Source organism: Streptomyces sp. NPDC003456 (genome assembly GCF_042878735.1).
GTDB lineage: Bacteria > Actinomycetota > Actinomycetes > Streptomycetales > Streptomycetaceae > Streptomyces.
The window spans coordinates 236895-263327 of the sequence record NZ_JBIAOK010000005.1; the positions used below are offsets into that span (position 1 = coordinate 236895).

Below are 26433 nucleotides of genomic sequence, written 5' to 3' on the forward strand. Positions count from 1 at the left end.
GGAGTGGCGATGCAGCACGGCAAGTACCGGTTCATCGTGGGCTTCCTCGCGCTGCCCCTGGGACTGTACGCGCTCTTCGTGGTCTGGCCCTTCATCCAGTCCATCTATTACTCGTTCACGGACTGGACCGGCCTGAGCCCCGAATTCAGGATGGTCGGTCTCGACAACTACAGCCGGATGCTCGACGACGACATCTTCTGGAAGTCGTTGCAGCACAGCCTGCTGTTCGCCCTCCTGCTGCCGGTGGTGACGATCGGCCTCGCGCTGTTCTTCGCCTTCATGATCAACGTGGGCGGCAGAAAGAGGAGGAACGGCCCGGTCGTCACCGGTGTCCGCGGCTCCTCCTTCTACAAGATCGTCTACTTCTTCCCGCAGGTCCTCTCGATCGCCATCGTCGCGCTGCTGTTCGCGTTCGCGTACAACCCGGACAGCGGTGCGATCAACTCGGTCCTGCGCGGGGTCGGCCTCGACGGCATCCAGCCGCTCTGGCTGGGCGATCCCGACCTCGCGCTGTGGGCCGTGATGGCGGTCCTCGTCTGGTCCACGGTCGGCTTCTTCGTGGTCCTCTTCTCCGCCGGCATGGCCTCCATCCCGGCGGAGATGTACGAGGCGGCCCTGCTGGACGGGGCGAACCGCGTCACCACGTTCTTCCGCGTCACCCTGCCCCTGCTGTGGGACACCGTGCAGTCCGGCTGGGTCTACATGGGCATCCTCGCCCTGGGCGCCGAGTCGTTCGCGGTCGTGCAGATCATGACGACCGGGCCGGGCGGACCCGACTACTCGACCACCGTCATGGTCCTGTACGTGTACCAGAAGGCGTTCCGGGACGGGCAGGCCGCCTACGCCACCACCATCGGTGTCGCCCTGCTCGTCGTCACGCTGGCCTTCGCCGCCGTGGTGATGCGGCTGGGCCGCCGCGAGCGGCTGGAGTACTGATGAAGACCACCGAAACCCCCGCTCCGCTCCCGGCCGAGTCCGGTGCCGTCCTCACCAAGGAGGACCTGCCGCCGGCCCCGCCGCCCCGGGCGAAGAAGGAGGGCACGGTCCTCAACGTCTTCTCCCACGGCGTCCTGGTCATCTGGGCGATCATGGTGGTCATGCCGCTGCTCTGGGCGGTCATGACGTCCTTCAAGGACGACCGCTCGATCTTCAGCTCGCCCTGGTCCCTGCCGGACTCGCTCCACTTCGACAACTGGTCGAGGGCGTGGACCGAGGCCAACATGAGCGACTACTTCCTCAACACGGTCCTCGTGGTGGGCGGTTCGCTCATCGGCACGCTCGTCCTGGGGTCGATGGCGGCGTACGTCCTCGCCCGCTTCGACTTCCCGGGCAACCGCTTCATCTACTACCTGTTCATCGGCGGCATGAGCTTCCCGATCATGCTCGCCCTGGTCCCGCTGTTCTACGTCGTGAACAACATGGGGCTGCTGAACACCATCCACGGCCTGATCCTGGTCTACATCGCCTACTCGCTGCCGTTCACGGTGTTCTTCCTGACGGCGTTCTTCCGTACGCTGCCGACGTCGATCGCCGAGGCGGCCTTCGTCGACGGCGCCTCCCACAGCCGCACGTTCTTCCAGATCATGCTGCCCATGGCCAAGCCGGGCCTGATCAGCGTGGGCATCTTCAACTTCCTGGGCCAGTGGAACCAGTACATGCTCCCCACGGTCCTCAACACCGACCCCGACAAGCGGGTCCTCACCCAGGGCCTGGTGCAGCTCGCGGTGAGCCAGGGCTACAAGGGCGACTGGTCGGGCCTGTTCGCGGGCCTGGTCATGGCGATGCTGCCGGTCCTCGCCGCGTACATCGTCTTCCAGCGGCAGGTGGTGCAGGGGCTGACGGCGGGGGCGCTGAAGTAGCCGGGGGCCGGGAGCCGGGAGCCGGGAGCTGGGGGCCGGCGGGCCGGGGGCCGCTGGCCCGTGCGGGCCCTTCCCCCTCTCGCTTCCGCCGCCCGCCGCCGCGCGGGTCCGTCCGCGCGGTCAGATCCTGGGGCCGGCATTCCTCGGCTGACCGCCCATCCGGTGGTCGCTCCAGTCGATGCCGTCGTCGTGCTCCTTGCTCGCCGCGAGTCCGAGGAAGCCGAGCAGGGGGAGGGCGACGAGGACGGCTCCGCACAGGCTGCCGATGACGACGTAGGCCGCCGCGGCGGTGAGGGCCCAGAACAGGACGTCGCAGCCGATCCGGATCCACGGCGGAAACGGGGCGCGCCACGCGTGGTAGCGGCGGTACATCCGCACGAGCCTGCCCGACGCCCGCCGGGACCGGCCGGCTCGACTCCGCCCCGTCCTGGCCGTACGGCCGTTGCCGAGCGGACGCCCCTTCCTCTCACTCATGGCCTGCGAGTCCCTTCGCGTGCGCGCCGGCTCTGCGGGTCTGCCCGGCGGTGTCAGCTGTCCAGGACACACACCCGGACCCGGCCGGTTGCGCGGCGAGGTGGCCTACATCTGTTCGAGACACCCCGGCGAAGAGGAGGGACCGGCGTGCGGGCCGTACGCCTGAGGCCTCCCGCAGCGGCGGATGGCGAAGGTGCGGCGCCGGCGCACGCGTGCCGCAGTGCGGCGGCGGTCAGGGGAGTGAGTCGGCGCACAAGCCGCTCGCCGGGGTCCGCGGGCGGACCCCTTCTCGCGCGGGCCCCCGCCCGGCCCGGGTGAGAAGCCGACTCCCCGCCCTGCCAGCGCAGTCGCGCGGGCCGCCGCACGTCGGCGCGACAGAAAGCGCGAACCACCACGTAGCACTGCGCAATCGAGCGCGTACCCCCTGGAATCAGTTCAACCTCTTGACGGGAGGCAACCCGAACGGCTCAGCTTAGAGTTCACTAGTTGGACATAGACGGGGCCTCATCGATGCGGTCCCGCGCGCAGGAGGTCGTCGTGGAGACTCCGGGGTCGCAGTCGTCGCTGCACCGAGCCAACCTGGAGCGTGTCGTACGAGCCGTGCGCCTGGCGGGCTCCCTCACCCAGGCCGAGATCGCCCGGACGACGGGCCTGTCCGCGGCGACGGTCTCCAACATCGTCCGGGAGTTGAAGGACAGCGGCACCGTGGAGGTCACCCCGACCTCCGCCGGCGGCCGCAGGGCCCGCAGCGTGTCCTTGAGCGGCGACGCCGGCATCGTCATCGGCGTCGACTTCGGCCACACCCACCTGCGCGTCGCCATCGGCAACCTCGCCCACCAGGTGCTGGCCGAGGAGTCCGAGCCCCTGGACGTCGACGCCTCGTCGGCCCAGGGCTTCGACCGTGCGGAACAGCTGGTCAGCCGCCTGGTCAAGGCGACCGGCGTCGACCGCTCGAAGATCGCCGGCATCGGCCTCGGCGTGCCCGGCCCCATCGACGTGGAGTCCGGCACGCTCGGCTCCACCGCCATCCTCCCGGGCTGGACCGGCACCAACCCCGCCGAGGAGCTCCGCGGCCGCCTCGGCGTCCCCGTCCACGTGGACAACGACGCCAACCTCGGCGCCCTCGGCGAGATGGTCTGGGGCAGCGGCCGGGGCGTGCGCGACCTGGCGTACATCAAGGTCGCCAGCGGCGTCGGCGCCGGGCTCGTGATCAGCGGGAAGATCTACCGGGGTCCCGGTGGCACCGCGGGAGAAATCGGGCATATTACACTTGATGAATCAGGCCCCGTCTGCCGTTGCGGCAACCGCGGCTGCCTGGAGACCTTCGCGGCCGCCCGCTATGTGCTCCCGCTCCTCCAGTCCAGCCACGGCACCGACTTGACCATGGAGGGCGTCGTGCGGCTGGCGCGGGACGGAGACCCGGGCTGCCGTCGGGTGATCGCCGACGTCGGCCGCCACATCGGCAGCGGGGTGGCCAACCTGTGCAACCTGCTGAACCCGAGCCGCGTCGTGCTCGGCGGTGATCTCGCCGAGGCCGGCGAGCTGGTGCTCGGGCCCATAAGGGAGTCCGTCGGACGCTACGCGATCCCCAGCGCGGCACGGCAGTTGACCGTCCTGCCCGGTGCCCTCGGCGGCCGTGCGGAGGTGCTCGGGGCCCTCGCCCTGGCCCTCAGTGAAATGGGTGATTCGACCCTGCTTGACGGGACTGCCGCGGCACCCCGGCAGGCGGTCACCCCTGCCTTCACTTAGAGAACGGATGGCACCGTTGCCATCTCGTTAAGGATTTACTTCTTGACGTCGCACGCGTGGCCGAGTTGACTTCCAGCCACCTCGGCCGCAATGTCGCGGCCTCGTCAGGGAGGTTTCTGAAGTGAACACGCGTATGCGTCGCGCCGCCGTTGCGATTGCCGCCGGTGCCATGGCTGTTTCGCTTGCTGCTTGTGGCAGCGCCAAGGAGTCCGGCGACAAGGCCGACTCCTCCGGGTCCGCCAAGAAGGGCGACGACATCAAGGTCGGCCTGCTCCTTCCCGAGAACGCGACGGCCCGTTACGAGAAGTTCGACCGTCCGCTCATCGAGAAGAAGGTCAAGGAGCTCACCAACGGCAAGGGCGAGGTCGTCTACGCCAACGCCAAGCAGGACGCCAGCACGCAGAACCAGCAGGTCGACACGATGGTGACCAACAAGGTCGACGTGCTGATCGTGGACGCGGTGGACTCCAAGGCGATCGCCGGCTCGGTGAAGAAGGCCAAGGACGCGGGCATCCCCGTCGTCGCCTACGACCGCCTGGCCGAGGGCCCGATCGACGCCTACACCTCGTTCGACAACGAGACGGTCGGCAAGACCCAGGGCGAGGCCCTGCTGAAGGCGCTGGGCGACAAGGCCAAGGACGGCCAGATCGTCATGATGAACGGTTCCTCCACCGACCCCAACGCCGCCCAGTTCAAGAAGGGCGCGCACTCCGTGCTCGACGGCAAGGTCAAGATCGGCCGCGAGTACGACACCAAGGAGTGGAAGCCGGAGAACGCCAACGCCAACATGGAGGGCGCCATCTCCGCCCTCGGCAAGGACAAGATCGTCGGCGTCTACTCCGCCAACGACGGCATGGCGGGCGGCATCATCACGGCCCTCAAGGCCGCCGGCATCGCCGACATCCCCGTCACCGGCCAGGACGCCGAACTCGCGGGTGTGCAGCGCATCGTCACCGGTGAGCAGTACATGAGCGTCTACAAGCCCTACCCGCAGGAGGCGGACGTCGCCGCCGAGATGGCCGTCCTCCTCGCCCAGGGCAAGTCGCTCGACTCGATCGCCAAGGACAAGGTCGACAGCCCGACCACCAAGGCCGTCCCGTCCGTCCTCGTCCCGGTCGTCTCCCTGACCAAGGACAACATCAAGGACACCGTCATCAAGGACGGCATCTACACCGTGAACGACATCTGCACGGGCAAGTACAAGGCCGCCTGCGACAAGATCGGCCTCAACTAAGCAGCCGCCTCGTCCCCGGGACACGGGAGTCCGCCCGCGGACTCCCGCACCCACCCGGGGACCGGTTGCCCCCGAGTTCCTCCGGCGCCCCGCCACATCAGCCCCGCAAGCTATGCGGGGCGCCGGAGTGATCACTCCTCCCACCCTTCTGCACAACCTCCCGCCGGGTCAGGCGGCGAAGGAGATGGTTCACGTGTCCGCTACGCCCGTGCTGGCGTTGCGCGGGGTCTCCAAGCGGTTCGGTGCCGTTCAGGCGCTCACCGACGTAGAGCTTGAGGTCCACGCCGGTGAAGTGGTCGCCCTGGTGGGCGACAACGGCGCCGGAAAGTCCACGCTGGTCAAGACGATCGCCGGCGTGCACCCCATCGATGAAGGCGTCATCGAGTGGGACGGCAGGTCCGTCCAGATCACCAAGCCGCACGACGCCCAGAACCTGGGCATCGCGACCGTCTACCAGGACCTCGCGCTCTGCGACAACATCGACGTCGTCGGCAACCTCTACCTGGGCCGGGAGATCCGCAAGCGCGGCGTCCTGGACGAGGTGGAGATGGAGCGCCGCTCCCGCGAGCTGCTCGACACGCTGTCGATCCGCATCCCCAGCGTGCGCATCCCGATCGCCTCGCTCTCCGGCGGTCAGCGCCAGACGGTGGCGATCGCCCGTTCCATGCTCGGCGAGCCCAAGCTGGTCATCCTGGACGAGCCCACCGCCGCCCTCGGCGTCGAGCAGACCGCGCAGGTCCTCGACCTCGTCGAGCGGCTGCGCGAGCGCGGCCACGCCGTCATCCTCATCAGCCACAACATGGCCGACGTGAAGGCCGTCGCGGACAAGGTCGCCGTGCTGCGCCTGGGCCGCAACAACGGCGTCTTCGAGGTCAAGTCGACCTCGCAGGAGGAGATCATCTCCGCCATCACCGGCGCCACCGACAACGCCGTGACCCGCCGTGCGGCGCGCACGAACGGGGAGGTTTCCAAGTGAGCATCGACAAGACCTCCGCGGCTCAGGAAGAACACGTCGTGGAGAACCCCGAGGCGGCCAAGGCCGCCGTCACGGTGGTCGACCCCCGGCTGCTGGTGCGCGAGCAGGGACTCAAGGGCTACGTCAGCGAGTTCAAGCGCAAGATGAAGTCCGGCGACCTCGGGTCCATCCCGGTCGTCATCGGCCTGGCGATCATCTGGATCATCTTCGCCAGCCTGAACTCCAACTTCCTCACCGCCGGCAACCTGTCGGACATGTCCGTCGCCATGGTCGGCACCGGCATGATCGCCGTCGGCATCGTGTTCGTGCTGCTGCTCGGCGAGATCGACCTGTCGGTCGGCTCGGTGTCCGGTGTGGCCGGCGCCAGCTTCGCGGTGCTGAACGTCACCAACGGCATGAACGAGTGGCTCGCCTTCGTGCTGGCCATCCTCACCGGCACGGTCGCCGGCGTCCTGCACGGCTTCTTCTTCGCGAAGATCGGCGTCCCCGCGTTCGCCGTCACCCTGGCCGGTCTGCTGTTCTGGAACGGCTTCATGCTCCAGATCCTGGGCGACAACGGCACCATCAACCTCGACCCGGACGGGGTCGTGGCCCAGCTGACCAGCTACTACTTCTCCGACGTGGCCGCCGCGTACGCGCTGGCCGCGGTGGTGACCGCCGGGTACTTCCTCAGCTCCTTCCTGGGCAACCGCCGCCGCGAGGCCGCGGGTGTGCCGTCCCGGCCGCTGAGCGAGACGATCGTGCGGACCGTGCTGCTGGCGGTCCTCGCCTTCGCGGTGGCGATCATCTTCAACCAGTACAAGGGCCTGCCGCTGGCCGTGGTGATCTTCATCGTGGTCCTGCTGGTCACGGACTTCGTCCTGCGCCGCACCGCGTACGGCCGCAAGGTGTTCGCGCTCGGCGGCAGCGTCGAGGCCTCGCGCCGGGCCGGCATCAACGTGGAGATGGTCCGCATCTCCGTGTTCGCCATCTCCGGCACCTTCGCCGCGGTGGGCGGTCTGTTCATCGCCTCGAAGATCGCGGCGGCCAACCAGGGCGCCGGCGGCGGTGACCTGCTGATGAACGCGATCGCCGCCGCGGTGATCGGCGGCACGTCGCTCTTCGGCGGCCGCGGACGCACCTGGAACGCGCTGCTCGGTGTGCTGGTCATCGTGTCGATCCAGTACGGCCTGGCCCTGGAGGGCATCGCCTCCCCGGTCCAGTACATGATCACCGGTGGTGTGCTGCTGGCCACCGTCGTCATCGACGCCGTGACGCGCAAGACGCAGAAGACCGCGGGTCGCGCGTAACCCCGGACCGCACGCCTGTGCCCGGTACCACCCGGTACCGGGCACACGTGCGTCGTGGACGGGGCGCATCATGGGTAGAGCCGAACGCGTGACGTACGTCCCGGAGCCACGGCGCCGCCCGCGAGGGCGGAACATTAGACTCGACAAGCCCGGCAACAGCTCTACTGCAAGGAGGCACGGGTGCCGCTGCTGACCCGTATCAGGGGACCGCGCGATCTGGACCGGCTCAACCTGGAGGAGCTGAACCAGCTGGCGGAGGAGATCCGGACCTTCCTTGTCGAAGCCGTCTCCAAGACCGGCGGTCACCTCGGCCCCAACCTCGGCGTGGTGGAGCTCACCATCGCCCTGCACCGGGTCTTCGACTCGCCCAAGGACAAGGTGCTCTGGGACACCGGCCACCAGTCCTACGTCCACAAGCTGCTCACCGGCCGCCAGGACTTCTCCAAGCTGAAGATGAAGGGCGGCCTGTCCGGCTACCCCTCGCAGGCGGAGTCCGAGCACGACGTGATCGAGAACTCGCACGCCTCGACCGTCCTCGGCTGGGCCGACGGCATCGCCAAGGCCAACCAGCTGCACAAACGCGACAGCCACGTCGTGGCGGTGATCGGCGACGGCGCCCTGACCGGCGGCATGGCCTGGGAGGCGCTGAACAACATCGCCGAGGCCAAGGACCGCCCGCTGGTCATCGTGGTCAACGACAACGAGCGCTCCTACGCGCCCACCATCGGCGGCCTCGCCAACCACCTGGCCACGCTGCGCACCACCGACGGCTACGAGCGCTTCCTCGCCCGCACCAAGGACATCCTGGACCGCACCCCGGTCGTCGGGAAGCCGCTGTTCGACACCCTGCACGGCGCCAAGAAGGGCCTGAAGGACTTCATCGCCCCGCAGGGCATGTTCGAGGACCTGGGCCTGAAGTACGTCGGCCCCATCGACGGGCACGACGTCGAGGCCCTGGAGTCCGCGCTCGCCAAGGCCAAGCGGTTCGGCGGGCCGGTCATCGTGCACTGCCTCACCGAGAAGGGCCGCGGCTACCAGCCCGCCCTCCAGGACGAGGCCGACCGCTTCCACGCCGTCGGCAAGATCCACCCCGACACGGGCCTGCCGATCGCCAGCTCCGGCGCCGACTGGACCTCCGTCTTCGGCGAGGAGATGGTCAAGCTCGGCGAGGAGCGCGAGGACATCGTCGCCATCACGGCCGCGATGCTCCAGCCGGTGGGCCTCGACAAGTTCGCCAAGCGCTTCCCCGAGCGGGTCTACGACGTCGGCATCGCCGAGCAGCACGGCGCGGTGTCCGCGGCCGGCCTGGCCACGGCCGGCGTCCACCCGGTGTTCGCCGTGTACGCCACCTTCCTCAACCGCGCCTTCGACCAGGTGCTGATGGACGTGGCCCTGCACAAGTGCGGCGTCACCTTCGTGCTCGACCGGGCCGGGATCACCGGCACCGACGGCGCCTCCCACAACGGCATGTGGGACATGTCGATCCTGCAGGTCGTCCCCGGCCTGCGGCTGGCCGCCCCGCGCGACGCGGACCAGGTGCGCGCCCAGCTGCGCGAGGCCGTCGCCGTCGAGGACGCGCCGACCGTGGTCCGCTTCTCCAAGGGCGCCGTGGGCCCCGCCGTACCGGCCGTGCGCCGCGTGGGCGGGATGGACGTGCTGCGCGAGCCGGGCGCGGACCGGCCGGACGTGCTCCTGGTCTCCGTCGGCGCGCTCGCCCCGATGTGCCTGGAGATCGCCGCGCTCCTCGACCAGCAGGGCATCTCCACCACCGTCGTCGACCCGCGCTGGGTCAAGCCCGTCGACGAGGCCATGGCCCCGCTCGCCGAGCAGCACCGCGTGGTCGTCACCGTCGAGGACAACAGCCGGGTCGGCGGAGTCGGCTCGGCGATCGCCCAGGCGCTGCGCGACGCGGGCGTGGACGTGCCGCTGCGGGACTTCGGCATCCCGCCCCGCTTCCTCGACCACGCCTCCCGCGCCGAGGTCATGGCCGAGATCGGGCTGACCGCACCGGACATCGCCCGCCAGGTGACCGGGCTGGTCGCCAAGCTGGACGGCCGGTACGAGCGCAGCACGGCGCAGGCCGTGGAGTCCGCGCGCGACTGACCGGCGCGCGCTCGCGCCGACGGACGCGACCGGACAGACCGGAATGGGCCGGTTACCCCGCCGTGAGGGTGGTGTAACCGGCCCGTTGGCGTGAATGCGTCCGTGCCGGGGCACACGGAGGGTGCCACCTCTCGATCATGTCGAGGACGACAAGCGTGGGAGGTACCCCGTGAGCAGTACCCTCTTCCGGACGAAGAAGGTCGAGCAGTCCATCCGCGACACCGAGGAGCCGGAGCACGCGCTCAAGAAGTCCTTGTCCGCGCTGGATCTGACCGTCTTCGGCGTCGGTGTGATCATCGGCACCGGCATCTTCGTCCTCACCGGCACAGTCGCCAAGAACAACGCCGGGCCCGCCGTGGCCCTGGCGTTCGTGGCGGCCGGCATCGCGTGCGCGCTCGCCGCGCTCTGCTACGCCGAGTTCGCCTCCACCGTTCCGGTCGCCGGGTCCGCCTACACGTTCTCGTACGCGTCGCTCGGCGAACTGCCCGCCTGGATCATCGGCTGGGACCTCGTCCTGGAGTTCGCGCTCGGGACGGCGGTGGTGGCCGTCGGCTGGTCGGGCTACATCCAGTCCCTCATGGAGAACGCGGGCTGGACGATGCCCGCGGCCCTGGGCAGCCGCGAGGGCTCCGACGTGTTCGGCTTCGACATCCTCGCCGCCGTGCTCGTGCTCGTCCTCACCGGCATCCTCGTGCTCGGCATGAAGCTGTCCGCGCGCGTCACCTCGGTCGTCGTCGCCATCAAGGTGACGGTCGTCCTGGTCGTGATCATCGCGGGCGCGTTCCTCATCAAGGGCGACAACTACGACCCGTTCATCCCGAAGTCCAAGCCGGTGGAGGCCGGGGCCAGTCTGGACTCCCCGCTGATCCAGCTCATGTTCGGCTGGGCGCCGTCCAACTTCGGCGTGATGGGCATCTTCACCGCCGCGTCGGTCGTGTTCTTCGCGTTCATCGGCTTCGACGTGGTGGCCACGGCGGCCGAGGAGACGCGCAACCCGCAGCGGGACATGCCGCGCGGCATCATCGGCTCCCTGATCATCTGCACCACGCTGTACGTGCTGGTGTCCATCGTCGTCACCGGCATGCAGAACTACACCAGGCTGTCGATCGACGCGCCCCTGGCGGACGCCTTCAAGGCCACCGGGCATCCGTGGTTCGCGGGCTTCATCAGCTTCGGCGCCGCGGTCGGCCTGACGACGGTGTGCATGATCCTGCTGCTCGGGCAGACGCGCGTGTTCTTCGCCATGAGCCGGGACGGCCTGCTGCCGCGGTTCTTCTCGCACGTCCACCCGCGCTTCAAGACCCCGCACCGGCCGACGATCCTGCTGGGCGTGATCATCGCGATCCTCGCCGGCTTCACGCCGCTGACCGAGCTGGCCGCCCTGGTCAACATCGGCACGCTGTTCGCCTTCGTGGTGGTGGCGATCGGCGTGATCATCCTGCGCCGGACGCGTCCGGACCTGCCCCGCTCCTTCCGCACCCCGTGGGTGCCGGTCATCCCGATCCTGTCGGTGTGCGCCTCCCTGTGGCTGATGATCAACCTGCCCGCCGAGACGTGGGTCCGGTTCGGCATCTGGATGGCCGCCGGGTTCCTCCTGTACTTCCTGTACGGCCGTACGCACAGCCGCCTGGCCAAGGGCGAGGAGCCGGCGGCGCCGGTGGACCAGCGCTAGCCCGTGCCGGCGGCGCCAGGGCGGGGTACGCCCCCGTCCGGCCGCCGCGGCGACAGCCGAAGGCCCGGCCACGTCGACGACGTGGCCGGGCCTTCGCCTGCCAGGTCTTCGGCGGCCGGGCCTCCGCCTGGCGGGCCTTCGCAGGTCCGGCCTTGCGCGGCCTGCCTCCACCGGGCCGGTCCGAGCTTCCCCGGCCGGCCCTCGCCGCCCGGAACCGCTACGGGCGGGCCTCCCGCGGACCGAAGCCGACGACTCGGGTCTGCTAGGGCCGGGCCGTCCGGGGGCCCGCCACGTCCGCCCCCAGCTCCCCGACCCGGCCCCGGAGTTCGCGGTCCGCCGTGATCACCAGGACGCGGCGGTCGCCCGCCGCCGCGACGACCTCCACGATGTGGTCGTCGCCGCTGCCCGGTGCCGGCGACACCCGCACACCGGGCACGGACCCGACACCCCGCGCCGCGCCCTCGACCACGAGGACGATCTCGACGGGTTCCGGCACCCCGGCGATCCCGTCCGACGCGAGCCGGTCCCGCAGCCGCTCCGCCGCTCCCTTCCGGTCCCGCCACCACCCGTCCGGCACCGATCCGACGACATTGGCCGCGTCGACGACCACCAGGACAGGCTCAGGCGCGTTCATGTGGCCAGGGTCGCACGGCGCAGGGACCGCTACACGGGGGTGGGCCGCGCGCCGGGCACCGGCACCCGCATAAAGTGAACTGGTGAACGGCGACTGGCTCATCCGCGGCCGCGACGGCCGCCTCACCGTCTACCTGCCCTCCGGCGAAGCCGTCCTGTGCCGCGCGGAACGCGGCCCGGGAGGCCCCTGGGAGGACGTCCCGCGCACCGTCGGCGGCAGCCAGAAGCTGCACCCCGGCGGGGCGGTCGGCCAGGGCACCGACCGCTACGCCCACCTGGCGGCCTGGCGTCCCACCGTGCGGGGGGAGTCCGGCCTCGTGCACACCACGCACTTCCGGCCCCGGCTGGCGCCCCTGGACTGGGTGCCGATCGGCCACCCGGACAAGCAGGGCGAGCGGACGGGCCCGCCGGCCGTGGCCGTCGACGGCCCGGGACGCGGCTACGTCTTCGTGCGCAACGGCGCCGGCCGGGTCAGCCTGCGCAACCAGAAGGTCAGGGGCGGCTGGGGCGGCTGGCACGACCTCGGGGGCGAGGACGTCGGCGAGCAACTGGCGCCCGTGGCGGCCGAGTCGGGCCGGATCGAGCTGTACGCCTCGGCGCCCGGGGCGATCCTGCACTGGGTGCAGGAGGGGGACGGGAAGAAGCCGGTGCCGGCCGAGACCCTGGAGGTCGCCGTCCGGCCGGGGACGCTGCGCGCGCTCGCCACCTCCGCCGAGCACACCACCGTCTTCTTCACGGACGAGTCCGGCGACCTGTGCGCCTGGCGTCCCGGTGAGAAGCCGGTGAGCCTCCTCGCGGCCGCCGGGCCGGGGCCGGTCCGCGCCGTGCGGTGCGTCATCGAGGGGCACGACTGCACGGTGCTCGCCCAGCGGTCGGCGAGCGGCCGGGTCGCCTTCGCCGCCTACCCGACCGAGCAGGAACCTGCCGGGGCCTGGTGGACCGAGTCGGGCCCGCAGCTGCCGTCGGACGCCCTGGTGGCGCTGGCGCTGGACGAGCACGGGGAGGTCGTCGCGGCCACCTTCTCGCCCTCCACCGGCATGCTCCGCCTCGCCCGCCGCAAGGACGAGCCGGGCCTGGCGCTCACCGCGTGGCGCGAACTCTGAGCAGCCGGTCCGCCGGGGCGCCGGACGGCACCCGCACATGACAGGAGGGCCTCCGCACGATCGCGAGAGGCCCTCCTGCCCGTCAGTTCAGCACGGGGCTACGCCGGGACGGACGCCACGCCCTGCGCGAGGAACCGCTTGCCGTTGACCCGCTCGGAGACGCCCTCGCGGTCCAGGTACGGCGTGATGCCGCCCAGGTGGAAGGGCCAGCCGGCGCCCGTGATCAGGCACAGGTCGATGTCCTGCGCCTCGGCGACGACGCCCTCGTCGAGCATGATGCCGATCTCCTGCGCCACCGCGTCGAGCACGCGGTCGCGGACCTGCTCCTCCGTCAGGACGGTGTCGCCCTGCTTCAGCAGTGCGGCGACCTCGGGGTCCAGCTCCGGCTTGCCGGAGTCGTAGACGTAGAAGCCGCGCTTGCCCGCCTCGACGACCGCCTTGAGGTTCGGGGAGACCGTGAAGCGGTCCGGGAACGCCCGGTTGAGCGTCTCCGAGACGTGCAGACCGATCGCCGGGCCGACCAGCTCCAGCAGGACCAGCGGCGACATCGGCAGGCCGAGCGGCTCGACGGCCTTCTCGGCGACCTCGACGGGGGTGCCCTCGTCGATGACGTTCTGGATCTCGCCCATGAAGCGGGTCAGGATGCGGTTCACGACGAACGCCGGGGCGTCCTTGGTGAGGACCGCGGTCTTCTTCAGCTTCTTGGCGACGCCGAACGCGGTGGCCAGGGAGGCGTCGTCGGTCTTCTCGCCGCGGACGATCTCCAGCAGCGGCAGGACCGCGACCGGGTTGAAGAAGTGGAAGCCCACGACCCGCTCGGGGTGCTGCAGCTTCGACGCCATCTCCGACACCGACAGCGAGGAGGTGTTGGTGGCGAGGATCGCGTGCGCCGGGGCGACCGCCTCGACCTCCGCGAACACCTGCTGCTTGACGCCCATCTCCTCGAAGACCGCTTCGATGATGAAGTCGGCGTCCGAGAAGCCCTCGGCCTTGTCCAGCACACCGGACACCAGCGCCTTGAGGCGGTTGGCCTTGTCCTGGTTGACGCGGCCCTTGCCGAGCAGCTTGTCGATCTCGCCGTGGACGTAGGCCACGCCCTTGTCGACGCGCTCCTGGTCGATGTCGGTCAGCACGACCGGCACCTCCAGGCGGCGCAGGAACAGCAGCGCGAGCTGGCTGGCCATCAGACCGGCGCCGACCACACCGACCTTGGTGACCGGGCGGGCCAGCGACTTGTCCGGGGCGCCGGCGGGGCGCTTGCCACGCTTCTGCACCAGGTTGAAGGCGTAGATGCCGGCGCGCAGTTCGCCGCCCATGATGAGGTCGGCCAGGGCCTGGTCCTCGGCGTCGTAGCCCTGCTGCAGGTCGCCGTTCTTGGCGGCGGCGATGATGTCCAGGGCGCGGTAGGCGGCCGGGGCGGCGCCGTGCACCTTGGAGTCGGCGATGAAGCGGCCCTTGGCGACGGCCTGGTCCCAGGCCTCACCGCGGTCGATCACCGGGCGCTCGATCTTCAGCTCGCCCTTGAGGACGGTCGCCGTCCAGATCAGCGACTGCTCCAGGAAGTCCGCGCCCTCGAAGATCGCGTCGGCGATCCCGAGCTCGTAGACCTGCTTGCCCTTGAGCTGCTTGTTCTGGTTGAGGCTGTTCTCGATGATCACCGAGACGGCCTTCTCCGGGCCGATCAGGTTCGGCAGGATCGTGCAGCCGCCCCAGCCGGGGACCAGGCCGAGGAAGACCTCGGGCAGGGAGAACGCCGGCACGGCCGCGGAGACGGTCCGGTAGGTGCAGTGCAGACCGACCTCGACACCGCCGCCCATCGCGGCGCCGTTGTAGTACGCGAAGGTCGGCACGGCCAGCTGCGACAGCCGCTTGAAGACCTCGTGGCCGCCCTTGCCGATGGCGAGGGCGTGCTCGTGCTCCTTGAGGATCTCCACGCCCTTGAGGTCGGCGCCGACCGCGAAGATGAACGGCTTGCCGGTGATGCCGGCGCCGACGATCTCGCCGTCCGCCGCCTCCTTCTCGACCTGGTCGATGGCGGCGTTCAGGTTCGCCAGCGAGGCCGGGCCGAAGGTGGTCGGCTTGGTGTGGTCGTGGCCGTTGTCCAGGGTGATCAGGGCGAAGCGCCCGGCACCCAGGGGGAGGTCGAAGTGGCGTACGTGCGCACTGGTGACGACCTCGTCCGGGAACAGTTCGGAAGCCTGCTGCAGAAGCTCGGCGGTGGTGCTCACTTGTCCCCCTCGAAGTGCGGGTTCTCCCAGATGACCGTCGCGCCCATGCCGAAGCCGACGCACATGGTGGTCAGGCCGTAGCGGACGTGCGGCTGCTCCTCGAACTGGCGGGCCAGCTGCGTCATCAGGCGGACGCCGGAGGAGGCGAGCGGGTGGCCGAAGGCGATGGCGCCGCCGTACTGGTTGACGCGCTCGTCGTCGTCGGCGATGCCGTAGTGGTCGAGGAAGGCCAGGACCTGGACGGCGAAGGCCTCGTTGATCTCGAACAGGCCGATGTCGGAGATCGACAGGCCGGCCTGGGCCAGCGCCTTCTCCGTGGCCGGGATCGGGCCGTAGCCCATGACCTCCGGCTCCACACCCGCGAAGGAGTAGGAGACCAGGCGCATCTTCACCGGGAGGTCGTGCTCCCGGGCGAAGTCCTCGGAGGCGATGAGGGAGGCGGTGGCGCCGTCGTTCAGACCGGCCGCGTTGCCCGCGGTGACCCGGCCGTGGACGCGGAACGGGGTCTTCAGGCCCTGGAGGTTCTCCAGGGTCGTGCCCGGGCGCATCGGCTCGTCGGCGGTGACCAGGCCCCAGCCCGTCTCACCGGCCTCGGCGTTGGTGCGGCGGACCGAGATCGGCACCAGGTCGGCCTGGATCTTGCCGTTGGCGTACGCCTTGGCGGCCTTCTCCTGGGAGCGCACGGCGTACTCGTCGGCGCGCAGCTTGGTGATCTGCGGGTAGCGGTCGTGCAGGTTCTCCGCGGTCATGCCCATGAACAGGGCGGACTCGTCGACCAGCTTCTCGGAGACGAACCGCGGGTTGGGGTCGACGCCCTCGCCCATGGGGTGGCGGCCCATGTGCTCGACACCGCCGGCGATGGCGATGTCGTAGGCGCCGAAGGCGACGGAGCCGGCGACCGTGGTGACGGCGGTCAGCGCGCCGGCGCACATGCGGTCGATGGAGTAGCCGGGCACGGACTGCGGCAGGCCGGCCAGGATGCCCGCGGTGCGGCCGATGGTCAGGCCCTGGTCGCCGATCTGCGTGGTCGCGGCGATGGCGACCTCGTCGATCTTCTTCGGGTCGAGACCGGGGTTGCGGCGCAGCAGCTCCCGGATCGCCTTCACGACGAGGTCGTCGGCACGGGTCTCGTGGTAGATGCCCTTCGGGCCCGCCTTGCCGAACGGGGTGCGGACGCCGTCGACGAAGACGACGTCCCTGACGGTACGAGGCACGATGGCTCTCCTCCAGGGTCAGGATTGCAGTGCTGCTGCGATGCGCTGAGCGCGCGCTCAGTCCCCATGCTACTTATGAGTAACGTAGCTGCACAGCCCTGACAGGCGGAGCGGTGAAGGTCACACCTTCGGCGGTACGGACCGCCCCCGGGTACGCGACGGGGGCGCCGAAGATCTTGGCGTGATCTCGACGCCCCCTCCTCCCCGCAGGGCCACGGCCCCTACGACGGCTGCGCGCTCAGCGCCTCCACCAGCACCGGCGTCACCTGCTCCACCTGCCACGGACGCGCCCCGTGGCCGGCCAGGGCCAGGGCGACCGACTCGGCGGTGACCTCCTTCGGCGGCTCCCAGCACACCCGCCGGACGGTGTCCGGGGTGATCACGTTCTCCTGCGGCATGCCGAGCCGCTCGGCCAGCGCCGACACCCCCGCCCGGGCGGCGGACAGCCGGGCCGCGGCGACGGGGTCCTTGTCGGCCCAGGCGCGCGGCGGCGGGGGCCCGGCGACCGGCTGGCCCGGCTGGGGGAGCTGGGCCTCGCTCAGCGCCTTCGCCCGGTCCACGGCCGCCTGCCACTGCTCCAGCTGGCGCTTGCCCATCCGGTGGCCGAAGCCGGTCAGCGCCGCCAGGGCGTGCACGTTGGCGGGCAGGGCCAGCGCGGCCTCCACGATCGCCGCGTCCCCGAGCACCTTGCCGGGGGAGACGTCCCGCCGCTGCGCGATCCGGTCCCGGGCCTGCCACAGCTCCCGTACGACGGCCAGCTGGCGCCGCCGGCGGACCTTGTGCATGCCCGAGGTGCGCCGCCACGGGTCCTTGCGCGGCTCGGGCGGCGGCGCCGAGGCGATCGCGTCGAACTCCTGGCGGGCCCACTCCAGCTTGCCCTGCCGGTCCAGCTCCTTCTCCAGCGCGTCGCGCAGGTCGACGAGCAGCTCGACGTCCAGCGCCGCGTAGCGCAGCCACGGCTCGGGCAGCGGCCGGGTCGACCAGTCGACGGCGGAGTGGCCCTTCTCCAGTACGAAGCCCAGGACGCTCTCGACCATGGCGCCGAGGCCGACCCGGGGGAACCCGGCGAGCCGTCCGGCCAGCTCCGTGTCGAACAGGCGGGTGGGCACCATGCCTATCTCGCGCAGGCAGGGCAGGTCCTGGGTGGCGGCGTGCAGCACCCACTCGACGCCGGACAGGGCCTCGCCCAGACCGGACAGGTCGGGGCAGGCCACGGGGTCGATCAGGGCCGTGCCGGCGCCCTCGCGGCGCAGCTGCACGAGGTAGGCGCGCTGGCCGTAGCGGTAGCCGGAGGCCCGCTCGGCGTCGACGGCGACGGGCCCGGACCCCGCGGCGAAGGCGGCGATCACCCGGGCCAGGGCGGCCTCGTCCGCGACGACGGGCGGAATGCCCTCACGCGGTTCCAGCAGGGGGATCGGCGCCTCCGTAGCAGAAGATCCGCCGTCGTCCGGAGGGGCGCCTCCGGTGGTTCGCAGTGAGCTGTCTGCTGCGGTGTCGTGGGCGTCGGTCACCTGTCAAGGGTATCCATGTATGGACAGCGCCCGCCGACGGAACGTTCCGTCGGCGGGCGCCGGGGGGTCGCAAACCAGTCATGCCGGGGAAGAGGCGGGTTCGCGAACCGTGGGTGACGCGGCCGGGGTCAGTGGATGATCCCGGTCCGCAGGGCGACAGCGACCATTCCGGCGCGGTCCCCCGTGCCGAGCTTGCGGGCGATGCGGGCGAGGTGGCTCTTGACGGTCAGCGCGGACAGGCCCATGGAGACGCCGATCGCCTTGTTCGACTGGCCCTCCGCGACCAGTCGCAGCACCTCGACCTCGCGGCCGGAGAGCTCGCGGTAGCCGCCCGGGTGGCTCGGGGCACCCGGGGGGCGGCGGTGCAGGCGGGCGGCGGCGGCGCCGATGGGGGCGGCGCCCGGCCGGGTGGGGAGCCCGACGTTGGTGCGGGTGCCGGTGACGACGTACCCCTTCACACCGCCGGCGAGCGCGTTGCGCACGGCGCCGATGTCGTCGGCCGCCGACAGGGCGAGCCCGTTGGGCCAGCCCGCGGCGCGGGTCTCGGACAGGAGGGTGAGGCCGGAGCCATCCGGCAGGTGGACGTCGGCGACGCAGATGTCGCGGGGGTTGCCGATGCGGGGACGAGCCTCCGCGACGGACGAGGCCTCGATGACATCGCGCACACCGAGCGCCCACAGGTGGCGGGTGACGGTGGAGCGGACGCGCGGGTCGGCCACGACCACCATGGCGGTCGGCTTGTTCGGGCGGTAGGCGACCAGGCTTGCGGGCTGCTCGAGGAGAACGGACACCAGGCCTCCTGGGGTGCGGGACGGGGCCGGCTCGTGGGGGTGAAGCCGGGACGAACCGTGCTTTCAAGGTCACAGTCGTCTTCGGCACCGACCCCGTCGGCCTTTAGAGAATGATCACGATTCAGTGATAACAATCCGTGCAATTCGGACACGCGGTCGATCATTCGAAGGCCGGACGGTTTCGGTCTGCGTCGCTACGCGGTCGAAAGTGGCCGTATCGACAAAGTGATTCGGCCAAGAGGGGGACTCAGGTGTGATCGTCGGCAGGGCATGGTTGACCGCCCCGTGCAGGTTCGATCAGCACGGGGTCGGTGCAGGGGGGTCGGTCAGTGCGAGCGGGGCCCGCGCCGCTGGGGCAGCGTCACCACCGACGCGTCGCCCGGCACGGCCGGGGGCAGCCCTCCGACCTGCGCGAGCAGGTCGCACCAGGAGGCCAGGTGCGCGGCCGTGTCCGGCACTCCGCCCAGGCCCTCGCGCGGCGTCCACGACGCGCGGATCTCGATCTGCGAGGCGGCGGGACGGGCGGACAGTCCGCCGAAGTAGTGGGAGCTCGCACGCGTGACCGTGCCGCTGGGCTCCCCGTAGGTCAGCCCGCGGGCCTGCAGCGCGCCGGTCAGCCAGGACCAGCACACCTCGGGCAGCAGCGGGTCCGCCGCCATCTCCGGCTCCAGCTCGGCGCGCACCAGCGTCACCAGGCGGAACGTGCCGCGCCAGGCGTCGTGCCCGGCCGGGTCGTGCAGCAGCACCAGCCGGCCGTCCGCCAGGTCCTGGTCGCCGTCGACGACCGCGGCCTCCAGGGCGTGGGCCCAGGGGGCCAGGCGCTTGGGGGCGGGCGTCGGCTCCACCTCGATCTGGGGCCGCAGACGCGCCGCCCGCAGCGCGTCGACGGCGGCCCGGAAGGGCAGCGGGGCCTCGTCCGTCTCCCGCCGGTCGTTCCCGGTGTCCTTCGCTTCGTCCATACCGCCAGCGCCGTCCGACAGTCGTCCCTGAGCCGCAGCCATGCGGGAAGGTTACGGTGACCGGGGCCCCGCGCGGGGCTAGACACCCCGCGCCCGTCCAGGGGCTGGATCACGCCGTCCGGCAGCGTGCGAAACTTGCCCCGTGAGTGCCAACGACGCCCCCCGGGCCCAGCAGCCGTCCGCCCCGTACGACTCCGCCTTCCTCAGGGCCTGCCGGCGCGAGTCCGTCCCCCACACCCCCGTGTGGTTCATGCGGCAGGCCGGGCGCTCACTGCCGGAGTACCGCAAGGTCCGCGAGGGCGTGCCGATGCTCGAGTCCTGCATGCGGCCCGAGCTGGTCACCGAGATCACCCTCCAGCCGGTGCGCCGGCACGGCGTCGACGCGGCGATCTACTTCAGCGACATCGTCGTCCCGCTCAAGGCCATCGGCATCGACCTCGACATCAAGCCCGGTGTCGGACCCGTCGTCGAGCGCCCGATCCGCACCCGCGCCGACCTCGCGCAGCTGCGCGACCTGACCCCCGAGGACGTCTCCTACGTCACCGAGGCCATCGGCCTGCTCACCCGCGAGCTCGGCGCCACGCCCCTGATCGGCTTCGCCGGGGCCCCCTTCACCCTCGCCAGCTACCTCGTCGAGGGCGGCCCGTCCCGCACGTACGAGAACGCCAAGGCGATGATGTACGGCGACCCCGAGCTGTGGTCCGACCTGCTGGACCGCCTGGCGGACATCACCGCCGCGTTCCTGAAGGTGCAGATCGAGGCGGGCGCCTCGGCCGTCCAGCTCTTCGACTCCTGGGCCGGCGCCCTGGCCCCCGTCGACTACCGGCGTTCCGTGCTGCCCGCCTCCGCGAAGGTCTTCGAGGCGGTGGCCGGCTACGGCGTGCCGCGCATCCACTTCGGCGTCGGCACCGGTGAACTGCTGGGCCTCATGGGCGAGGCCGGCGCGGACGTCGTCGGCGTCGACTGGCGCGTCCCGCTCGACGAGGCCGCCCGCCGGGTCGGCCCCGGCAAGGCGCTCCAGGGCAACCTCGACCCGACGGTCCTGTTCGCCCCCACGGAGGCCGTCGAGGCCAAGACGCGCGAGGTGCTCCAGTCGGCGGCGGGCCTGGAGGGCCACGTGTTCAACCTCGGCCACGGCGTCATGCCGTCCACCGACCCGGACGCCCTGACCCGCCTGGTGGAGTACGTCCACACGCACACCGCCCGCTGACGGGCCGCCCGTTCTACCAGCCCGGCCGCGCGCGCCTGCCGAACAGGACGCCGCGCGGCTCGGGCGGCGCCGGCGTCCCGGGGCGCAGCGGCCAGGCGATCAGCATGCCGGCCACGAAGCCCACGACGTGCGCCGCGTACGCCACCGTGCCGGCGGCGGACACGCCCGCGCCCCAGGAGTACACCGCCTGCAGCACGAACCACAGCCCCAGCACGATCCAGGCGGGCAGCCGCAGCGGCAGGAAGACCAGGAACGGCACGAGGACCCAGACCCGGGCCCTCGGGTACAGCACCAGATAGGCGCCCAGCACTCCGGCGATCGCCCCCGAGGCGCCGATCAGCGGAGCCGTGGAGCCGGTGTCGAGCAGGGCGAAGCCGTAGGCCGCCGCGTAACCGCAGACCAGGTAGAACAGCAGGAAGCGGACGTGGCCCATGCGGTCCTCGATGTTGTTGCCGAAGATCCACAGGAACAGCATGTTGCCCAGCAGGTGGAGCCATCCGCCGTGCAGGAACATCGCCGTCAGCACGCTCAGTTCCGGAGACTTGTCGTAGGACGGCGGGCCGATCACGCAGCCCGCTCCCTGCGGTCCCACGCCGGTCCCGCCGGTGGGCACGACGGACGGCATCCGATGGTGGATCAGTTCCTGCGGCACCGCCGCGTAGTGGTCGAGGAACGCCTCCAGGTGGCACAGCTGCGGCAGGCTCGACTCGCCCGTCAGGGATCCGGCCATGCCGGGGGTGCGCAGGAACACCACGAGGTTCACGGCGAGCAGCGCGTACGTCACCCAGGGGGTGCGCCGCGCGGGGTTGACGTCGTACACGGGGATGACCACCGCCCACGGGTGCCCGGGCGGGCGGCGGTGAATCGGCCGGCCCGGTGAACGCGGCCGCACGCGCGTGCGTATGAACCGTCAACCGCCCGCGGCGCGGGGAAGGCGCATCGCGGGGCCGACGTGAGGAACAGGCGATGAACGACCGAGTGACTCCTCCGATGCACGCCCTGCCCGACGGCGAGGCGGAGCTGACGCTGGTGGTGCGGCTGCCCTGGGAGGACGTGGCCCGGCTCGGCCAGGAGGCCGGCCGGCTGGCGACCCAGATGCGGCGGCCCGTGACGCTGGACGAGGCGGTGAGCCACCGCTTGCGGTCGACCCGGGTGGCCGCGCACGCGAAGCCGGCGGGAGAGCAGCCGGCGGCGGTGACGGCCTCCTCGGGGTCGGTGTCGTCCCTGCCGGCCCGGCCGCCGGCGGAGCAGGCGCGCCAGGCCATCGACCGCATCAACGGGACGGCGGGGACGGCGTAGAGCCGCGCCCGTGGGGCCGCGGGTCCGCCGCCGGGCGGGCCCATCGGGGCCGTTCGCGCGGTTCCGCCCGCCCCTCGGGCGCAGGCCCGGGCGTCAGGAGGAACCGCGGACCTTCGCCGCCGCCTTGCGGGCCGCCACCAGGACCGGGTCCCAGACGGGGGAGAACGGCGGGGCGTAGCCCAGGTCCAGGGCGGTCATCTGCTCCACCGTCATCCCGGCGGTGAGGGCCACCGCCGCGATGTCGACGCGCTTGCCCGCGCCCTCCCGGCCGACGATCTGCACCCCGAGGAGGCGGCCGGTGCGCAGTTCCGCGAGCATCTTGACCGTCATGGGGGAGGCGCCGGGGTAGTAGCCGGCGCGGCTGGTCGACTCGACCGTCACCGCCTCGAAGCGCAGCCCGGCCCGGTGCGCGTCCTTCTCCCGCAGGCCCGTGCGGGCGATCTCCAGGTCGCAGACCTTGCTCACCGCCGTGCCGACCACGCCCGGGAACGTGGCGTAGCCGCCGCCGGCGTTGGTGCCGATGACCTGGCCGTGCTTGTTGGCGTGGGTGCCGAGCGGGATGTACCGGTCCTGCCCGGAGACCAGGTCGAAGACCTCGACGCAGTCGCCGCCCGCCCAGATGTCCTCGTGGCCGCGCACCCGCATCGAACGGTCCGTGAGCAGACCGCCGTGCGCGCCGAGCGGCAGCCCGGCCCGCCGTGCCAGGGAGGTCTCGGGGCGCACGCCGATGCCCAGGACGACGACGTCCGCGGGGAACTCGGCGTCCTGGGTGGCCACCGCGCGGACCCGGCCGTCCTCATGGGTGAGGATCTTCGTCACCTCGGCGTTGCCGGCCATCGTGATGCCCAGGCCCTCCATGGCCTCGTGCACCAGGCGGCCCATGTCCGGGTCGAGGGTCGACATGGGCTCGCTGCCGCGGTTGACGACCGTCACCTCGTAGCCGCGGTCGATGAGCGCCTCGGCCATCTCCACACCGATGTAACCGGCCCCGACGACCACCGCCCGGCGGCCGCGGGTGCCCTCCAGCGTGTCGATCAGGGCCTGGCCGTCGTCGAGCGTCTGCACGCCGTGCACACCCTCGGCCTCGGCCCCCGGCATGTCGGGCCGGACGGGCCGGGCGCCGGTCGCGAGCACGAGCTTGTCGTACGCCGTCCAGGACTCGGCGCCCGAGTCGAGGTCGCGGGCGCGCACCCGGCGGCCCTCGACGTCCAGGGCGGTGACCTCGGTGCGCAGCCGCAGGTCGATGCCGCGGGCGCGGTGCTCCTCGGGGGTACGGGCGATGAGCTCGTCCCGGCCGGTGACGGCGCCGCCCACCCAGTAGGGGATGCCGCACGCCGAGTACGAGGCGAAGTGGCCCCGTTCGAACGCCACGATCTCCAGCTCGTCGGGGCCCTTCAGGCGGCGGGCCTGCGACGCCGCGGACATGCCCGCGGCGTCGCCCCCGACGACGACCAGCCGCTCCCTGCGCGTACCGCTGATGCTCATGCGAACACGCTACGGGAGCACGTCACTTCAGTCCCGCCCGCCCGGCCGCCCGGGCTGGGGCGCCGGCACCGGAGGGGCCGCCGGCAGCGGCCCGGGGGTGCCCGCCGCCGCGGGCTGCGGACGGCGGGGCAGCCGCGGGCGTACGACCTTGAGCCAGAGCAGCAGCAGGGCCGCAGCGACCGCGGCGAACGGCAGCACCGCGCCGAGGACGACGGCCAGCCAGCGCAGCATGGTCAGGAACGCCTGCCAGCCGCCCGCGAGCGCGTCGAGGAACCCCGGGTCGTCGTCCTCGGCGGCCCCCGCCACCGGCGTCCGGGACAGCGACAGGGTGATGGTGGCCAGGCTGGTGCGGTCCTTCAGGGACGCCTGCCGGGCGAGCAGCGCCTCCAGGTCGGCCTGGCGGGTGCTCAGTTCGCCCTCCAGCGTGACCACGTCGCTCAGCTTGGTCGCCCGGTCCATCAGCTCCCGGATGCGGGCCACGCTCGCGCGCTGCGTCTTGACGCGGCTCTCGACGTCCACGACCTGGTCGGTGACGTCCTCCGCCTTGGCGCTGCGTTCCAGGAGCCTGCCGGAGCCCTCCAGGTCGGTGAGGACCTCGTCGTACTTCTCGGCGGGCACGCGCAGCACCACGCGGGTGCGCTCGCGGCCCCGTGCGTCGCGGGTGGTGGTCTCGTTGCCGACGTAGCCGCCCGCGTTCTCGGTGCGGGTGCGCGCCCGGTCCAGGGCCTCGGGCACATCCTCGACCTGCACGGTCAGTTCGGCGGTGCGGATGACGGCGCTGCCGGTGAGCTTCGGCGGCGCGGTCGCCCGGGCGCCGTTCGCGGCGCCGCCCGCCCCGGCCTCGCCGCCGGCGGCCCGGTCACCAGGGGCCTTGCCGTCGGACTGGGCTGCGGCTCCGCGGTCGGCGGCCGATTTGCTGCCGGAGTCGTCTCCGGCGCCGCTGCACCCGGTGAGCGCCAGGGCCGCGGCCAGCAGCAGGGCGGCCAGCGGCGGGGCGGAGTGTCGTACGGGTCGTCGTGTGCGCATGCGGGCATCCCCCGGGTTCGATTCGCCTGATGCCTCTTCGACGCCGGTGCGCCGCCCGGCGTTCGCCCGGGACGGTCCCGATGCGGTCACGGCCGGGACTCGGGACGGACACCGGGGCGCGGCGGCACACCCGGCGGGGTCTGAGAGGCTGGGGGCATGCGCGAAGTTCACGCCCGCGAGGGCACGGGTCGGGTCGTCGTCGTCGGGGCGGGCATCGCGGGGCTGGCCGCCGCGCACCGGCTTCTGCAGCAAGGGGCGCGGGTGACCGTGCTGGAGGCGTCCGGCCGGGTCGGCGGCAAGCTGCTGCCCGGGGAGATCGCCGGCGCCCGCGTGGACCTGGGCGCCGAGTCGATGCTGGCCCGCCGCCCCGAGGCGGTGGAGCTCGCCCGCGAGGTCGGCCTCGCGGACCACCTCCAGCCGCCGGCCACCGCGACGGCCTCCCTGTGGACCCGGGGCGCGCTGCGGCCCATGCCCAAGGGGCACGTGATGGGCGTGCCCGGCACCGCGGCGGCCCTGTCCGGCGTGCTGTCCCAGGAGGGCCTGGACCGGATCGGGCGCGACGCCGAGCTGCCCCGCACGGAGGTCGGCGACGACGTGGCCGTCGGCGAGTACGTGGCGGCCCGCCTGGGCCGCGAGGTCGTCGACCGGCTGGTGGAACCCCTGCTGGGCGGCGTCTACGCGGGCGACGCGTACCGCATCTCCCTGCGCTCGGCCGTCCCCCAGCTCTTCCAGGTCGCCCGGACCCACACCTCCCTGACGGAGGGCGTGCGCGCGATCCAGGAGCGGGCGGCCGCGGCCCGGCAGACCGGCCCGGTCTTCACGGGCCTGCGCGGCGGCGTGGGCACCCTGCCGCTCGCCGTCGCCGAGTCGGTCCGCTCCCGCGGCGGCGAGATCCTCACCGGCACGCCGGCGACCCGGCTGCGCCGCACCCCTGAGGGCGGCTGGCTGGTCGCCTCCGGGGACCGCACCTGGCGGGCGGACGCCGTGATCGTCGCCGTCCCCGCCCCGGCCGCCGCACGGCTGCTGCGCGAGGAGAGCCCCGGGGCCGCCGCCGAGCTGGACACCGTCGAGTACGCCTCCATGGCCCTGGTCACCCTCGCCTACCGCCGCGACGAGGCCGCCCTGCCCGAGGGCAGCGGGTTCCTGGTGCCGCCGGTGGACGGACGCACCATCAAGGCGTCCACCTTCGCCTCGCACAAGTGGGGGTGGATCGCCGAGGAGAACCCCGGCCTGCTCCTGGTGCGCACCTCCGTCGGACGCCACGGCGAGACGGAGATCCTCCAGCGCGACGACGCCGAGCTGGTCGACGTCTCCCGCCGCGACCTGAAGGAGGCGACCGGGCTGGACGCCACGCCCGTCGCCAACCGGGTCACCCGCTGGGACGGCGGCCTGCCCCAGTACCCCGTCGGCCACCACGCGCGGGTGGCCCGCATCCGCGCGCACGTCGCCGCGCTGCCCGGCCTGGCGCTGTGCGGAGCCCCGTACGACGGTGTCGGCATCCCGGCCTGCATCGCCGGCGCCCGGGCCGCCGTCGATCAGATCCACGGCGACCCGCGCGGTGTGCAGCAGCTCACCGCACACCCGGTGCAGAGCCTGCACGGCGGAGCGGGAGAATGAG

The 26433-nt window shown here is 72.0% G+C and carries 22 protein-coding genes; 12 read left to right on the top strand and 10 right to left on the bottom strand.

Annotation, left to right across the window (positions count from 1 at the left end; translation table 11 throughout):
• The first annotated feature begins 9 nt into the window (after positions 1-9).
• Both ACFYWG_RS22080 and ACFYWG_RS22085 read left to right on the top strand, forming a co-directional pair.
• Positions 10-936: a carbohydrate ABC transporter permease gene (locus tag ACFYWG_RS22080; protein WP_383503764.1), complete on the top strand. Its 927-nt coding sequence runs from the start codon at positions 10-12 to the stop codon at positions 934-936.
• Positions 936-1859 (top strand): carbohydrate ABC transporter permease, encoded by a 924-nt coding sequence (locus ACFYWG_RS22085; RefSeq protein ID WP_376325047.1) that lies wholly within the window; start codon positions 936-938, stop codon positions 1857-1859. The genes ACFYWG_RS22080 and ACFYWG_RS22085 overlap by 1 nt, the downstream gene beginning before the upstream one ends.
• Positions 1860-1979: 120 nt before the next feature.
• On the opposite strand, the gene ACFYWG_RS22090 is transcribed toward ACFYWG_RS22085, so the two are convergent.
• Complete coding sequence (locus tag ACFYWG_RS22090; RefSeq protein WP_389203009.1) at positions 1980-2333, bottom strand: hypothetical protein; 354 nt, start codon at positions 2331-2333, stop codon at positions 1980-1982.
• Between the two features lie 537 nt (positions 2334-2870).
• Here ACFYWG_RS22090 and ACFYWG_RS22095 point away from each other — a divergent pair.
• From ACFYWG_RS22095 to ACFYWG_RS22120, 6 genes are all read left to right on the top strand, one after another.
• On the top strand, positions 2871-4082 hold the full coding sequence (locus ACFYWG_RS22095; RefSeq protein WP_376325053.1) for an ROK family protein: 1212 nt from the start codon (positions 2871-2873) through the stop codon (positions 4080-4082).
• A 133-nt stretch (positions 4083-4215) separates the two neighbouring features.
• Positions 4216-5316, top strand: coding sequence for a sugar ABC transporter substrate-binding protein (locus ACFYWG_RS22100; RefSeq protein WP_383503771.1), 1101 nt, complete (start codon positions 4216-4218; stop codon positions 5314-5316).
• A 184-nt stretch (positions 5317-5500) separates the two neighbouring features.
• Positions 5501-6292 (top strand): ATP-binding cassette domain-containing protein, encoded by a 792-nt coding sequence (locus ACFYWG_RS22105; protein WP_030838725.1) that lies wholly within the window; start codon positions 5501-5503, stop codon positions 6290-6292.
• Positions 6289-7581 carry a sugar ABC transporter permease gene (locus tag ACFYWG_RS22110; protein WP_376325057.1) on the top strand — a complete coding sequence of 431 codons (1293 nt, stop codon included), beginning with the start codon at positions 6289-6291 and terminating at the stop codon, positions 7579-7581. The genes ACFYWG_RS22105 and ACFYWG_RS22110 overlap by 4 nt, the downstream gene beginning before the upstream one ends.
• Positions 7582-7761: 180 nt before the next feature.
• Entirely contained in the window at positions 7762-9684 is a 1923-nt protein-coding gene (gene dxs, locus ACFYWG_RS22115; RefSeq protein ID WP_376325059.1) for a 1-deoxy-D-xylulose-5-phosphate synthase, read from the top strand.
• Positions 9685-9853: 169 nt separating this feature from the next.
• On the top strand, positions 9854-11356 hold the full coding sequence (locus ACFYWG_RS22120) for an amino acid permease (RefSeq protein WP_383503766.1): 1503 nt from the start codon (positions 9854-9856) through the stop codon (positions 11354-11356).
• Between the two features lie 262 nt (positions 11357-11618).
• Here ACFYWG_RS22120 and ACFYWG_RS22125 read toward each other — a convergent pair whose 3' ends face one another.
• The gene (locus ACFYWG_RS22125) at positions 11619-11990 is read right to left on the bottom strand and encodes an NTP pyrophosphohydrolase (RefSeq protein WP_383503885.1); all 372 of its coding nucleotides are present in this window, start codon (positions 11988-11990) and stop codon (positions 11619-11621) included.
• Between the two features lie 82 nt (positions 11991-12072).
• Here ACFYWG_RS22125 and ACFYWG_RS22130 point away from each other — a divergent pair, with 82 nt between their 5' ends.
• The gene (locus tag ACFYWG_RS22130) at positions 12073-13092 is read left to right on the top strand and encodes a hypothetical protein (RefSeq protein ID WP_385420730.1); all 1020 of its coding nucleotides are present in this window, start codon (positions 12073-12075) and stop codon (positions 13090-13092) included.
• Between the two features lie 98 nt (positions 13093-13190).
• On the opposite strand, the gene ACFYWG_RS22135 is transcribed toward ACFYWG_RS22130, so the two are convergent.
• The 5 genes from ACFYWG_RS22135 to ACFYWG_RS22155 form a co-directional block, all read right to left on the bottom strand.
• The gene (locus tag ACFYWG_RS22135) at positions 13191-15320 is read right to left on the bottom strand and encodes a 3-hydroxyacyl-CoA dehydrogenase NAD-binding domain-containing protein (protein ID WP_376325068.1); all 2130 of its coding nucleotides are present in this window, start codon (positions 15318-15320) and stop codon (positions 13191-13193) included.
• Positions 15317-16534, bottom strand: a complete 1218-nt coding sequence (locus tag ACFYWG_RS22140; RefSeq protein ID WP_383503887.1) for a thiolase family protein — start codon at positions 16532-16534, stop codon at positions 15317-15319. The genes ACFYWG_RS22135 and ACFYWG_RS22140 overlap by 4 nt, the downstream gene beginning before the upstream one ends.
• A gap of 221 nt (positions 16535-16755) precedes the next feature.
• Positions 16756-18045 carry a ribonuclease D gene (locus tag ACFYWG_RS22145; RefSeq protein WP_376325074.1) on the bottom strand — a complete coding sequence of 430 codons (1290 nt, stop codon included), beginning with the start codon at positions 18043-18045 and terminating at the stop codon, positions 16756-16758.
• Between the two features lie 128 nt (positions 18046-18173).
• On the bottom strand, positions 18174-18836 hold the full coding sequence (locus ACFYWG_RS22150) for a response regulator transcription factor (protein ID WP_003972894.1): 663 nt from the start codon (positions 18834-18836) through the stop codon (positions 18174-18176).
• A gap of 326 nt (positions 18837-19162) precedes the next feature.
• Positions 19163-19837, bottom strand: a complete 675-nt coding sequence (locus tag ACFYWG_RS22155; protein ID WP_389203015.1) for a DUF3000 domain-containing protein — start codon at positions 19835-19837, stop codon at positions 19163-19165.
• A gap of 100 nt (positions 19838-19937) precedes the next feature.
• On the opposite strand from ACFYWG_RS22155, the gene hemE reads away from it, so the two are divergent.
• On the top strand, positions 19938-21005 hold the full coding sequence (hemE, locus tag ACFYWG_RS22160) for a uroporphyrinogen decarboxylase (RefSeq protein ID WP_389203017.1): 1068 nt from the start codon (positions 19938-19940) through the stop codon (positions 21003-21005).
• Positions 21006-21018: 13 nt separating this feature from the next.
• On the opposite strand, the gene ACFYWG_RS22165 is transcribed toward hemE, so the two are convergent.
• Positions 21019-21837 (bottom strand): rhomboid family intramembrane serine protease, encoded by an 819-nt coding sequence (locus ACFYWG_RS22165; RefSeq protein ID WP_389203019.1) that lies wholly within the window; start codon positions 21835-21837, stop codon positions 21019-21021.
• Between the two features lie 134 nt (positions 21838-21971).
• Here ACFYWG_RS22165 and ACFYWG_RS22170 point away from each other — a divergent pair, with 134 nt between their 5' ends.
• Positions 21972-22304, top strand: coding sequence for a hypothetical protein (locus tag ACFYWG_RS22170; protein WP_376325087.1), 333 nt, complete (start codon positions 21972-21974; stop codon positions 22302-22304).
• Positions 22305-22397: 93 nt separating this feature from the next.
• On the opposite strand, the gene ACFYWG_RS22175 is transcribed toward ACFYWG_RS22170, so the two are convergent.
• Both ACFYWG_RS22175 and ACFYWG_RS22180 read right to left on the bottom strand, forming a co-directional pair.
• Positions 22398-23789 carry an FAD-dependent oxidoreductase gene (locus ACFYWG_RS22175; protein ID WP_389203021.1) on the bottom strand — a complete coding sequence of 464 codons (1392 nt, stop codon included), beginning with the start codon at positions 23787-23789 and terminating at the stop codon, positions 22398-22400.
• A gap of 27 nt (positions 23790-23816) precedes the next feature.
• Positions 23817-24815, bottom strand: coding sequence for a DUF4349 domain-containing protein (locus ACFYWG_RS22180; protein WP_383503892.1), 999 nt, complete (start codon positions 24813-24815; stop codon positions 23817-23819).
• 156 nt (positions 24816-24971) lie between these two features.
• Between ACFYWG_RS22180 and hemG the strand changes: the two genes are divergently transcribed.
• Entirely contained in the window at positions 24972-26432 is a 1461-nt protein-coding gene (gene hemG / locus ACFYWG_RS22185) for a protoporphyrinogen oxidase (RefSeq protein WP_383503893.1), read from the top strand.
• The last annotated feature ends 1 nt before the right edge of the window (position 26433 follow it).